Raw genomic sequence first — 12,069 nt, forward strand, 5'->3', positions numbered from 1 at the left:
GATGCCGCCGCCTCGGCGGGCGGTCCTGGGGGCCGCCGCTAGAACTCGTGGCTCGCGCGGCGGCCGCGCCACAGGACCACGGCCGCGACCAGCAGGACGCCGCCGGCGCCGCCCGCGAGGGGAGCGGCCCAGTCGGCGGGGTCGTCGCCGGAGCCGGAGACGTCCGGGCCGCTGCCGAAGTACTTCGCGCCGTACGACGCCGAGCGCAGGCCCTGGGGCTTCAGCCGGTCGGCGGCCCGGATGGCGGCGGCCGGGTCGACGAAGCCGAAGCCGCGGGAGTCGTCGCGGCCCCCGGCGGGGGCGTTGCGGGCGGTGTCCTCCAGGAGCGACTTGATCTGGGCCGGGGTCAGATCCGGGTGGGCGGCCCTGACCAGGGCGGCGGCGCCCGAGACGAAGGCGGCGGCCGCGCTGGTGCCCCAGCCCTCGTAGTACTTGCGGTCGGGGTCGGCGATGACGACGTCGACGCCGGGGGCGCTGACGGTGGCGTACCAGCGGCGGGTGGAAAAGGGGGCGCGGGTCCCCGAGCGGTCGACGGCGGTCACGGCTATGACGCCCGGGTAGGCGGCCGGGTAGGAGATGCGGTCGCCCTTCTCGCCGCCGTTGCCGGCGGAGGCGACGACGACCACGCCCTTCTTCAGGGCGTACTGGATGGCCTGGTCCTCGCCGGGTTCCGGGTGCGCGGAGGCGGAGTCGTCGCCGAGGGAGAGGTTGATGACGTCGGCGCCGTGGTCGGCGGCCCAGCGGATGCCCTCGGCGAGGGCGTTGCCGCGGGTGCTGCGGGCCTTGGCGCGGGAGGGGTCGCCGTCCTCCAGGATCACGCGGACGGGGAGGATCTTCGCCTCGGGGGCGATGCCGATCACGCCGTCGGCGTTGTCCGGGCCGTGTCCGTGCCCGGCGATGATGCCGGCCATGGCGGTGCCGTGCCGGGCCCAGGCGCGGTCGCCGGGTTCGGCTCCGAAGCCGACCAGGTCCTCGCCGGTGAGGACGTTGCCGATCAGGTCGGGGTGGTCGGCCTCGACGCCGGTGTCCAGGACGGCGACGGTGACGCCCTCGCCCTTGGTGGCCTGCCAGGCCTCCTGGGTGTGCATGGCCTCCAGGGCCCACTGCTGGGCGCGGATGCCGTCGGCGTGGGCGGCGGTGGAGGGGACCAGGACGAGACCGGCGGCGAGGAGAACGCTCAGGAACCCGCCCGCGCGGGACATGACGGCTTTCACGACGGCTGCTCCGTGGCCGATCGGACGTTCTTGCGCAGGCCGCGTTCGACGCGGTCGGCGAGACCCTGTGCCTCGTTGCCGAGGCCGGCCTGGGCGGGGGCGGTGGTGGCGCCGGACTCCATGGCGTCCTCGGCGGGCTGCGGGTCGTCGACGGTACGGCCGTCGGCCCAGCCGGACACGGCGTAGACGACGACCGGGGCCTCGGTCAGCACGGAGACGGTCCAGGCGGCGCGCTGCTCCCGGCCGAAGTCGGCGGCGGGCGTGTCCTTCGCGGCGTACGGCAGGGGCATCAGGTCGCTGCGGCGGTCCAGGCGCTCCTTGCGGAAACGGTTCGCGAGGGAGGTCATGCCCGCGGCGTCGGCCTTGGTGAAGAGCAGGCCGACGGTGGTCACGTAGCTCTCGGTCGCGTCGGTGTAGGTGGCCCGCAGGAGCCGCTCGCAGCCGACGGGGGCGAGGGCCTTGCGCAGCAGGGGGTCGAAGGCGTCCTTGCAGCCGCTGTCCGGGGCGACAGCGATGCGGGTCCAGATGCGGTCGGCACCGCCGGGGCCGGCGCCCTGGCCCTGCACGGTGGGCGGGAAGAGCTGGTCGACGGGAACGCTGTGCCAGAGGCCGCCGGCCGCGGTGAAGGTGGTGCGCGAGCCCTCCTCCCCGGAGTCCCCCACGAGCCAGCTCCCGGTGGCCGCGCCCGAGATGAGCCCCAGCCCGAGCACGAGACAGACGGCGGCAGCGGCGGCCTGGGACGCCCCGCGCCGCCCGAGCGGCCGGGGCCGCGCGTCGGCGTCGTATCCCTCGGGCTCCCCGAAGGACACGACGGGTCGTCTGCCGGCGGGAGCGGAGCCGGGGGTCAGGGGGGCGCTCCAGGAGAGGGACGGGTCGGGAGAGACGTCGGTGGGGTTCTGGGTGGCGTTCTGGGTGGACTGCCGCCCGGGGGTGGGCCGGTGGGCGGGTGCCGGGGGCATGCGCATGCCACGCCCGGTAGCGGCACCGGTGTCGGCGTCGGCACCGGCCCGCGGCTCCCGTGAGGGGCGCGGCGGAACACCGGGCCGCGCGGGACTGGAGTGGCCGAAGGATTCAGCAGGCTCGGAGGACGGGCGTTCGGCTCGCTCGGCGGGTGACGGGCCGGCGGGGACCGGCCGCAGGCGGGCGGTCGTCTCCGAGGAGTTCTCGGCGGGGGCGCCGGTACGGCGCGGCGTGGGGGCGTACCCCGGACGGCCGGACGAGCCCGGCGTAGGGAGGTGACGCGGTCGCGGAGGGGCGTCGGGCTGGGCGGACGACCTGTTCGACTCGGGCCGGGTCACACGGCCGACGCCGGGCTGCGTGTCCGGGAAGCGGTCGGAGGCGCGAGGCGGGGGCGGGGCGGCGGGCTCGGTACGACGGGGTGCGGCGGGCTCCGTACGCCGGGCCGGCGTCTCGCCGAAGCTCGGGAAACGGGGTCGGCCGTTCGAGCCGTCGGCCCCACCGGAGGCCGCGGCACCAGCGCGAGCAGCCGTTTCCTGCCCGGCGGCGGCAGACCCTGACGAGACCGTGTCCTTCTCCGGCGACGGGCGCCGCGTCCCCGCACTCGGCCCACGCACGCCGGAACGCCCCCGCTCGTCCTCACCCGACGGGTTGTCACCCGTGGCCGCGTCGGACGATGCCGTCCGGGCGTCCCCGGGCGGGGCCGGGGGGTGCGAAGGGCGTGGCGGAGTGCTGGGACGCGGAGGGAAAGAGGCACGCTGCGCTTCCGTGCTCATGCACCCCCCGTTTCCTCGTACCCGGGCCGCTGCGTACCGCGCGGGCCGTGAAGTCCTGCCCGAGGCCCGGCACTGAGTCGTCCCGGGCACACATACCCGTACGGATGGAGCGTCATCCCAGCGCGAAGTCCGGCCGGCGCCGCTCCGCCGTACGTGCGCGTCACTCTACGGCTTGTTCCTGGGCGAACGGGAACCAGTCCACGAGCCCGGGGCATCTGCCCGGAACGTCCCCCTACCCTGCGGTAATCCTGTCTGGCAGGCTGCGTTCATGACTGCGCGCGCCTCCGACCGGGCCCGTTACGACCGGGCCACCGCCCATCTCGACGCCCCACTCGCGATCGTGGACCTGGACGCCTTCGACGCCAACGCCGCCGACCTGGTCCGTCGCGCCGGGGGCAAGCCCGTCCGGGTCGCCAGCAAGTCCGTGCGGTGCCGGGCGCTGCTGGAACGCGTCCTGGCCCGGGACGGTTTCGCGGGGATCATGTCGTTCACCCTCGCCGAGTCGCTGTGGCTGGCCCGCTCGGGGTTCGAGGACGTGCTGCTCGCCTACCCGTCCGCCGACCGGGCCGCGTACGCCGAACTCGCCGGTGATCCCAAGCTCGCCGCCGCCGTGACCGTGATGGTCGACGACGTCGCCCAGCTCGACCTGATCGACGCGTCGCGGGGCGGTGGGCGTGAAGTGGTGCGTGTCTGCCTGGAGTTGGACACCTCTTTGAAGCTGCTCGGCGGACGGGTGCGGGTCGGGGCCCGGCGTTCGCCGCTGCACTCCCCCGCCCAGGTCGCCGACGTGGCCCGGGCCGTGGCCCGCCGGCCGGGCTTCGAGGTCGTGGGGATCATGGCGTACGAGGGGCACGTCGCCGGTGTCGGGGACGCGGTGGCGGGACGGCCGCTGCGGTCCCGTGCCGTCCGGCTGATGCAGGCCGCCGCCAAGCGTGAACTCGCCGAGCGGCGTGCGGAGGTGGTGCGCGCGGTGCGGGCCGTCGTGCCCGGGCTGGAGTTCGTCAACGGCGGCGGCACCGGCTCGGTGCAGCACACGGCGGCCGAGGACGCGGTGACCGAGATCGGCGCCGGGTCGGGACTGTACGTGCCGCGGCTGTTCGACAACTACACGTCGTTCAGCGGCCGTCCGGCGGCCCTCTTCGCCCAGCCTGTCGTCCGGCGGCCGGGGGTGGGAGTGGTGACGGTCCTCGGTGGCGGGTATCCCGCCTCCGGCGCGGCCGGGCCCGACCGGCTGCCCGTGCCGTATCTGCCGGAGGGGCTGCGTTACGACCCTCAGGAGGGGGCCGGCGAGGTGCAGACGCCGCTGCTGGGCTCGCCCGCCGACGACCTGCTGATCGGTGACAAGGTGTGGTTCCGGCACGCGAAGGCCGGTGAGCTGTGCGAGCGGTTCGACGTGCTGCATCTGGTCGAGGGGGACGCGGTGACGGCGACCGTGCCGACGTACCGCGGCGAGGGCCACACGTTCCTCTAGGCGTCGTCCATCGGGCTCAGTCCGCCGGGCCGATGCTGCTGCCCACGCCGCCGCCCGTGTCCGCGTCGCCGAACGGCCGGATGCCCTTGGTGATGCGGTCCATGTCGGCGAGCGGCGGTCCGTCCTCGCCCGCGTCGAAGACGTAGCGCACGAGGACGGGCGACTCGGTGCCGACGCTGGACGGGAAGACGAGCGACTGGACGTATCCGCCGGGCCCCTTGGCGGTCAGCACGCGCCAGCGCACGAGGTACCCGGCGCGGCCGGCCACCGCGACCGGCCCGGACTTGACGACCTGGTGCGACTCGATGCCCCCGTAGAGCTCGCGGCCGAGCTTGTCGCGGTCGTAGTTCTCGTCGGCGGCGTCCTTGATGTCCGCCTTGGCGAGGGCCTCGGGGGACTTCTCGTCGTTCTCGGTCACCGTGCGGGAGAAGACGAGGCCGTGGCGGCAGAGGCCGACGCCGCCGGGGCAGTCGTAGGTGCCGTCGGTGGTCATGACGACGTCGTCCTGGGCCACGTGCTGCGGCCGGACCCAGCCGTCGAGCAGGGGGAAGGTGACGCCGTTGAGCTGGTCCTCGACGACGGCCGGGTCGTCGACGGACGGTTCGGACGTGGACTCCTCGGGAGTCGGCTCCGGCGGGCCGGTCGTGGCCGGGGGCGCGGACGTCGGGGCCGTCCTCGTCTCCGTGCCGTCGCCGTCGCCGCCGAGCACGACGGCTCCGGTGACGATCGCCGCGACGAGGACGGCCCCGGCGGCGATGAGGGCGACGGCCTTCGCGCGCCCGGTGCCGCCGCCCGGGGGCGGGGGCACCGGGCCCGTGGGGGCCTCGGGCGCACGGCGGTGCTCGGTCCAGGCCGTGCCGTCCCACCAGCGTTCCAGATGCGGGCCGTGCGGGTCGGGATACCAGCCGGGCGGTGGCGTCATGCTCATCCCGGCACTGTAGAGGGAGAACCCGGCGGTCCGGACGCGCCTCTTACAGGGGTGTGACGTACGCCCCCGCGATCCCGCCGTCGACCAGGAAGTCGGTGGCGTTCACGAAGGAGGAGTCGTCGCTGGCGAGGAAGGCCACGGCGGCGGCGATCTCCTCGGCCTCGGCGAACCGGCCCAGCGGGATGTGCACCAGGCGGCGCGCGGCGCGCTCCGGGTCCTTGGCGAACAGCTCCTGGAGGAGCGGGGTGTTGACCGGGCCGGGGCACAGGGCGTTGACCCGGATGCCCTCCCGGGCGAACTGCACGCCCAGCTCACGGGACATGGCGAGGACGCCGCCCTTGGAGGCCGTGTACGAGATCTGGCTGGTGGCCGCGCCCATCCTGGCCACGAAGGAGGCCGTGTTGATGATCGAGCCCTTGCCCTGGCGCCGCATGTACGGGATGGCGGCCTTGCAGCAGAGGTAGACGGAGGTGAGGTTGACCTCCTGGACGCGCTTCCAGGCCTCCAGGCCGGTGTCCAGGATGGAGTCGTCGTCGGGCGGGGAGATGCCGGCGTTGTTGAAGGCGATGTCGACGCTGCCGTAGGTGTCGTGGGCCGTCCTGAAGAGGGCCTCGACCTGCTCGGGGTCGGTGACGTCCACCTTCACGAAGGTGCCGCCGGTCTCCTCGGCGGCCGCCTTGCCGCGGATCTCGTCGACGTCGCCGCAGACGACGTGCGCGCCCTCGGAGGCGAGGCGGCGGGCGGCGGCGAGACCGATGCCGCTGCCGGCTCCGGTGACGACGGCGGTACGGCCGACCAGCCGGCGGCAGATGCTTTCCTGAGCGGTCACTGTGCGGGGCCCTCCGTACTGATGAAGACGTTCTTGGTTTCGGTGAAGGCGGCCAGGGCCTCGGGGCCGAGCTCGCGGCCGACGCCCGACTGCTTGTAGCCGCCGAACGGGGTCCAGTAGCGGACACTGGCGTGGGAGTTGACGGACAGGTTGCCGGCGCGGACGGCCTGGGAGACGCGCAGGGCACGGCCGACGTCCCGGGTCCAGATGGAGCCGGAGAGGCCGTACGGGGTGTCGTTGGCGAGCCGGATCGCGTCGGCCTCGTCGGTGAAGGGCAGCAGGACGGCGACCGGGCCGAAGATCTCCTCGCAGGCCGCCGCCGAGTCGGGCCGCTCCCCGGTGAGCACGGTCGGCGGGAACCAGAAGCCGGGCCCCTCGGGTGCGCTGCCGCGCAGGGCCGCGGCGGCGTCGGGCACGAAGCCCCGGACGCGGTCGAGCTGCTGGCGGGAGATGAGCGGGCCCATCTGGGTCTTCTCGTCGGCCGGGTCGCCCACCACCACGGCGGCCAGCGTCTCGGCGAGCAGCTCTCGGACCTCGTCGTACACCGTCTCCTGGACCAGGATGCGGGTGCGGGCGCAGCAGTCCTGGCCGGAGTTGTCCAGGAAGGAGAAGGGGTCGACGGCGGCCTTCAGGTCGGAGTCGGCGAAGACGATGTTCGGGCTCTTGCCGCCCAGTTCGAGGGTGACGGGCTTGATCTGCTCGGCGCCGAGGGCCGCGATCCGCCGGCCGGTCCTGGTGGAGCCGGTGAAGACGATCTTGGCGACTCCGGGATGGCGGACCAGGGCGTCACCGGTGATGTCCCCGCGTCCCGGCAGGACCTGGAAGAGGTGCTCGGGGAGCCCGGCCTCCAGGGCGAGTTCGGCGAGGCGCAGCGCGGTGAGCGGAGTGGTCTCGGCCGGCTTGAGGAGGACCGCGTTCCCGGCCGCGAGGGCGGGGGCGGTGCCCCAGGCGGCGATCGGCATGGGGAAGTTCCAGGGCGCGATCACGCCGACGACGCCGAGCGGTTCGAGGATCGTGACGTCGAGGCCGCCGGGCACCGGGATCTGCCGGCCGGTGAGCCGTTCCACTCCCCCGGCCGCGTAGTCCAGCAGGTCCCGGACGTTGCCCGCTTCCCAGCGGGCGTTGCCGATGGTGTGTCCGGCCTCGCGGACCTCCAGGCGGGCCAGTTCCTCCAGGTGCTCGTCGACGGTGGCCGCGAAGCGGCGCAGCAGCCGGGCGCGGTCCCCGGGCGCGAGGGCGGCCCAGATGCGCTGTGCCCTGGCGGCGTGGGTGACGGCCGCGTCGACGTCGGCCGGACTCGCCCCGGCGACGGCGGCGACGACCTCCTCGGTCGCGGGGTTCAGTACTTCCAGAAGGTGCTCGGAAGACAAGAAGGACCTCACATGCGTTCGAAGGAGCGGCGCAGCTCCCAGTCGGTCACCGCGGCGTCGAAGGCGTCCAGTTCGACGCGCGCCATGTTGCGGTAGTGCGCGACGACCTCGTCCCCGAAGGCGGCCTTGGCGATCGGGCTGTTCTCCCAGAGCTCGGCGGCCTCGCGCAGAGTGGTGGGGACGTGGGCGAAGTCGCCGGCGTACGCGTTGCCGGGGCAGGGCTCCGGCAGCTCCAGTTTGTGCTCGACGCCGTACAGCCCGGCCGCGACCAGCCCGGCCACGGCGAGGTAGGGGTTGACGTCGCCGCCGGGCAGCCGGTTCTCGAAGCGCATCGAGCGGCCGTGCCCGACCACGCGCAGCGCGCAGGTGCGGTTGTCGTGGCCCCAGGCGACGGCCGTCGGGGCGAAGGAGCCGGGCTGGAACCGCTTGTAGGAGTTGATGTTGGGGGCGTAGAGGAGGGAGAAGTCGCGCAGCGCGGCGAGCTGGCCGGCGAGGAAGTGGCGCATGACGTCCGACATGCTGTCTTCGCCGTCCCCTGCCATGACGTTGTGGCCGTCCGCGTCGGCGAGCGAGAGGTGGATGTGGCAGGAGTTGCCCTCGCGCTCGTTGTACTTGGCCATGAAGGTGATCGACATGCCCTCCTGGGAGGCGATCTCCTTGGCGCCGGTCTTGTACACGGCGTGCTGGTCGCAGGTGACCAGGGCCTCGTCGTAGCGGAAGGCGATCTCGTGCTGGCCGGGGTTGCACTCGCCCTTGGCGGACTCGACGGTGAGGCCGGCGGCCGCCATCTCGTTGCGGATGCGGCGCAGCAGGGGTTCGATGCGGCCGGTGCCGAGGACCGAGTAGTCGATGTTGTACTGGTTGGCCGGGGTGAGGCCTCTGTAGTTCGCGTCCCAGGCCTGTTCGTAGGTGTCCTTGAAGACGATGAACTCCAGCTCGGTGCCGACCTGGGCGGTGTAGCCGAGTTCGGCGAGGCGCTCCAGCTGGCGGCGCAGGATCTGGCGGGGGGCGGCGACCACGGGCGAGCCGTCGTTCCAGGCGAGGTCGGCGTGGAGCATGGCCGTGCCCTCGTTCCAGGGGACGCGGCGCAGGGTGGACAGGTCGGGGTGCATGGCGAAGTCGCCGTAGCCGCGGTCCCAGGAGGACATGGCGTAGCCGTCGACGGTGTTCATCTCGGTGTCGACGGCGAGCAGGTAGTTGCAGCCCTCGGTGCCGTGCTTGAGGACCTCGTCGAGGAAGAAGCGTGCGGCGAACCGCTTGCCCTGGAGCCGCCCTTGCATGTCGGGGAAGGCCAGGACGACAGTGTCGATCTCACCGCCCGCGACGAGGGCATGCAGCTCCTCGACGCTCAGCGGGGGTGTGCGGTCTGCCACGGGAGGGCCTCCTTGGCTCTGGTTCCGCCGGAAGCCATAAGGTATTCCTGAGAACCATTGCTTGGGAAGGGGGTACGGCTACATGCCGGAGGAAGCTGGCGGCGGGACGCGGGACGGGCTGACGCCGGTGCTGCGGCCGGTGCGCGCGGGCAACGGTTTCGAGGAGGCACTGGAGCAGATCCTCCAGGTCGTACGGCTGGGCCTGGTCCCCGGAGGCGAGCGGCTGCCCGCCGAGCGGGAGCTGGCGGAGCGGCTGGGGATCAGCCGGGTGACGTTGCGCGAGGTGCTGAAGGTACTCCAGGACCAGGGGCTGGTGGAGTCGCGGCGGGGCCGGTACGGCGGCACGTTCGTGCTCCCGCGCAACGACGCCGGCGGCGAGGACGAGCTGCGGCGCCGGGTCGCCGAGGTCGACATCGAGGACATGCTCCGGTTCCGGGAGGTGCTGGAGGTGGGCGCGGCGGGGCTGTGCGCCACGCACGGCCTGTCGGACGAGCAGGAGGCGCGGCTGCGCCAGGCGCTGTCCCGCACGCACGACGCGCCGCTGGGCGACTACCGGCGGCAGGACACCCTGCTCCATCTCACGCTGGCCGAGCTGTGCGGCTCGCCGACGCTGACCGCGCAGTACGCGGCGGTACGGGCCACGGTCAACGACCTGCTCGACTGCATCCCGCTGCTCGTGCGCAACCTGGAGCACTCGCAGCGGCAGCACACCGCCCTGGTGGAGGCGGTGCTGGACCGGGACGCGGACGGGGCACGGGAGATGATGCGGGAGCACTGCGCGGGGACGGCGGCCCTGCTGCGCGGCTTCCTGGGCTGAGCCGGGACGGGTCCCGGCGTTGCGAGGATTTACTGGCGATTAACGCAGGGGTATTGCCATTCCCGGCCCGGCACCGAAAAGGTATGGATCCATTCCATTGAGCCGGAGCTCGGGAGTCTGCCCATGTCCCAGGAATCCACCAGCACACCCGCCGCCGCGCCGGCGGACGACTATCTCGAACGCAGAGCGCTCCGCCGCGGCAGCGCCGGCTGGGTGCTGCTGACCGGCCTCGGCGTCGCCTACGTCGTCTCCGGCGACTACTCGGGCTGGAACTTCGGCCTGGCCGAGGGCGGCTTCGGGGGCCTGGCGATCGCCATGGTGCTCATGGGCGCGATGTACGCGTGCATGGTCTTCGCCCTCGCCGAGCTGTCCTCGATCCTGCCGACGGCGGGCGGCGGCTACGGCTTCGCCCGGCGGGCGCTCGGCCCGTGGGGCGGCTTCCTGACCGGTACGGCGATCCTCATCGAGTACGTCCTCGCTCCCGCCGCCATCGTCATCTTCATCGGCGACTACGTCGAGTCGCTGGGCCTGTTCGGCCTGGAGTCCGGCTGGCCGGTGTACCTGGTCTGTTTCGCGATCTTCCTCGGCATCCACCTCTGGGGCGTGGGCGAGGCGCTGCGCTTCAGCTTCGTGGTCACGGGCATCGCGGTGGTCGCGCTGGTCGTGTTCGCGCTGGCGGCCCTGCCCGACTTCTCGGTCGCCGCGCTGGACGACATCCCGGTCGACTCCTCCGCCGCGGGGTCGAACTCCTGGCTCCCGTTCGGCCTGCTCGGCATCTGGGCGGCGTTCCCGTTCGGCATGTGGTTCTTCCTGGGCGTCGAGGGCGTACCGCTGGCCGCCGAGGAGACGAGGGAACCGGCCCGTACGCTGCCCAAGGCGATCCGCTGGTCGATGGGCATCCTGGTCGTGCTGGCGGTGGTGACCTTCGTCGCGGCGGCGGGGGCACGCGGCTCCGCGGCGATCCAGGAGGCGGGCAACCCGCTCGTCGAGGCGCTCCAGCCGGACGGCGAGGCGACGACCCTGAGCCGGATCGTGAACTACGCCGGCCTGGCCGGGCTGGTGGCGTCGTTCTTCTCCCTGATCTACGCGGGCTCGCGCCAGCTGTTCGCCCTGTCCCGCGCGGGCTACCTGCCCCGCTTCCTGTCCCTCACCAGCCGCCGCAAGGCGCCCTACCTGGGCCTGCTCGTGCCCGGCACGATCGGCTTCCTGCTGGCGGCGGTGTCCGGGAACGGCGCCCGGATGCTGAACATCGCGGTCTTCGGCGCGACCATCTCCTACGCGCTGATGTCCCTGTCGCACATCGTGCTGCGCCGCCGCGAGCCCGAGCTGCCGCGGCCGTACCGGACGCCCGGCGGGGTGCTGACCTCCTCCGTCGCCCTGGTGCTGGCCTGTGCGGCGCTGGTGGCGACGTTCCTGGTGGATGTGACGGCGGCGTTCATCGCGCTCGCGGTGTACGTCGTGGCCATCGCGTACTTCGGTCTGTACAGCCGTAAGCGGCTGGTGGCGCGGGCACCGGAGGAGGAGTTCGCGGCGCTGGCCGCGGCCGAGGCAGAGTTGACACGGGACTGAGGCGTCGACTGTTGAGGGAGTTCTGGTGACCAGGCCGTTGATCGGTGTCAGCACCTATCTGGAGTCCGGTGCGCGCTGGGGAGTGTGGGAACTGGAGGCCGCGCTGCTGCCGGCCGGCTATCCCCGGCTCGTGCAGCGAGCGGGCGGCCTGGCCGCGATGCTCCCGCCGGACGACCCCGCGCACGCGGCCGCGGCCGTGGCCCGGCTGGACGGGCTGGTCATCGCGGGCGGGCCGGATGTGGAGCCCGTACGGTACGGCGCCGAGCCGCATCCCCGCACCGGGCCGCCGGCGCGGGAGCGGGACGCGTGGGAGCTGGCCCTGATCGACGCGGCACTGACGGCGGGTGTGCCGCTGCTGGGCATCTGCCGGGGTATGCAGCTGCTGAACGTCGCGCTCGGGGGGACGCTGGTGCAGCACCTCGACGGGCACGCGGAGGTCGTGGGCGTCTTCGGCAACCATGCCGTCAAGCCGGTGCCGGGGAGTCTGTACGCCGGTGTCGTGCCGGAGGAGACCTCGGTGCCGGCGTACCACCACCAGGCCGTGGACCGCCTGGGCACCGGCCTGGTCCCGTCGGCGTACGCGGACGACGGCACGGTGGAGGCGCTGGAACTGCCGTCCGGGGAGGGCTGGGTGCTTGGGGTGCAGTGGCATCCGGAGATGGGCGAGGACGTGCGGGTGATGCGGGCGCTGGTGGAGGCGGCAGCGGCGGCCTGAGCCGGTGCGCGCACGCTCCCAGGGGGCTCCGCCCCCTGGACCCCCGGCCT

At 73.4% G+C, this 12,069-nt stretch carries 10 protein-coding genes; 4 read left to right on the top strand and 6 right to left on the bottom strand.

Annotated features, from left to right (window positions below):
• Positions 1–38 precede the first annotated feature (38 nt).
• Both mycP and CP976_RS09085 read right to left on the bottom strand, forming a co-directional pair.
• Positions 39–1,202 (bottom strand): type VII secretion-associated serine protease mycosin, encoded by a 1,164-nt coding sequence (gene mycP, locus CP976_RS09080; protein WP_150485284.1) that lies wholly within the window; start codon positions 1,200–1,202, stop codon positions 39–41.
• Positions 1,203–1,210: 8 nt separating this feature from the next.
• On the bottom strand, positions 1,211–2,023 hold the full coding sequence (locus CP976_RS09085; RefSeq protein WP_150485285.1) for a hypothetical protein: 813 nt from the start codon (positions 2,021–2,023) through the stop codon (positions 1,211–1,213).
• 1,192 nt (positions 2,024–3,215) lie between these two features.
• On the opposite strand from CP976_RS09085, the gene CP976_RS09090 reads away from it, so the two are divergent.
• Positions 3,216–4,418, top strand: a complete 1,203-nt coding sequence (locus CP976_RS09090; RefSeq protein WP_150479876.1) for an amino acid deaminase/aldolase — start codon at positions 3,216–3,218, stop codon at positions 4,416–4,418.
• Between the two features lie 16 nt (positions 4,419–4,434).
• Here CP976_RS09090 and CP976_RS09095 read toward each other — a convergent pair whose 3' ends face one another.
• From CP976_RS09095 to CP976_RS09110, 4 genes are read right to left on the bottom strand one after another with little or no spacing between them, the layout of a single operon-like run.
• Positions 4,435–5,340, bottom strand: a complete 906-nt coding sequence (locus CP976_RS09095) for a DUF2510 domain-containing protein (RefSeq protein WP_150485286.1) — start codon at positions 5,338–5,340, stop codon at positions 4,435–4,437.
• 49 nt (positions 5,341–5,389) lie between these two features.
• Positions 5,390–6,175, bottom strand: a complete 786-nt coding sequence (locus tag CP976_RS09100) for a 3-oxoacyl-ACP reductase (protein WP_150479877.1) — start codon at positions 6,173–6,175, stop codon at positions 5,390–5,392.
• Positions 6,172–7,545, bottom strand: a complete 1,374-nt coding sequence (locus CP976_RS09105) for an aldehyde dehydrogenase family protein (protein WP_150479878.1) — start codon at positions 7,543–7,545, stop codon at positions 6,172–6,174. The genes CP976_RS09100 and CP976_RS09105 overlap by 4 nt, the downstream gene beginning before the upstream one ends.
• 8 nt (positions 7,546–7,553) lie before the next feature.
• Positions 7,554–8,918, bottom strand: coding sequence for a glutamine synthetase family protein (locus CP976_RS09110; protein WP_150479879.1), 1,365 nt, complete (start codon positions 8,916–8,918; stop codon positions 7,554–7,556).
• An 82-nt stretch (positions 8,919–9,000) separates the two neighbouring features.
• Between CP976_RS09110 and CP976_RS09115 the strand changes: the two genes are divergently transcribed.
• The 3 genes from CP976_RS09115 (at position 9,001) to CP976_RS09125 (ending at position 12,019) form a co-directional block, all read left to right on the top strand.
• Complete coding sequence (locus CP976_RS09115) at positions 9,001–9,735, top strand: FadR/GntR family transcriptional regulator (RefSeq protein WP_150479880.1); 735 nt, start codon at positions 9,001–9,003, stop codon at positions 9,733–9,735.
• A 123-nt stretch (positions 9,736–9,858) separates the two neighbouring features.
• The gene (gene eat, locus CP976_RS09120; RefSeq protein WP_150479881.1) at positions 9,859–11,304 is read left to right on the top strand and encodes an ethanolamine permease; all 1,446 of its coding nucleotides are present in this window, start codon (positions 9,859–9,861) and stop codon (positions 11,302–11,304) included.
• A 22-nt stretch (positions 11,305–11,326) separates the two neighbouring features.
• Positions 11,327–12,019 carry a gamma-glutamyl-gamma-aminobutyrate hydrolase family protein gene (locus tag CP976_RS09125; protein ID WP_150479882.1) on the top strand — a complete coding sequence of 231 codons (693 nt, stop codon included), beginning with the start codon at positions 11,327–11,329 and terminating at the stop codon, positions 12,017–12,019.
• Positions 12,020–12,069: the final 50 nt, after the last annotated feature.

The sequence above is a fragment of the Streptomyces coeruleorubidus genome (assembly GCF_008705135.1).
In the GTDB taxonomy this organism is placed as follows: domain Bacteria; phylum Actinomycetota; class Actinomycetes; order Streptomycetales; family Streptomycetaceae; genus Streptomyces; species Streptomyces coeruleofuscus.

Coding starts and splice junctions, on each gene's coding strand:
- mycP (WP_150485284.1), bottom strand. CDS start 1,202: ATGTCCCGCGCGGGCGGGTTCCTGAGCGTTCTCCTCGCCGCCGGTCTC.
- CP976_RS09090 (WP_150479876.1), top strand. CDS start 3,216: ATGACTGCGCGCGCCTCCGACCGGGCCCGTTACGACCGGGCCACCGCC.
- CP976_RS09095 (WP_150485286.1), bottom strand. CDS start 5,340: ATGACGCCACCGCCCGGCTGGTATCCCGACCCGCACGGCCCGCATCTG.
- CP976_RS09115 (WP_150479880.1), top strand. CDS start 9,001: ATGCCGGAGGAAGCTGGCGGCGGGACGCGGGACGGGCTGACGCCGGTG.
- eat (WP_150479881.1), top strand. CDS start 9,859: ATGTCCCAGGAATCCACCAGCACACCCGCCGCCGCGCCGGCGGACGAC.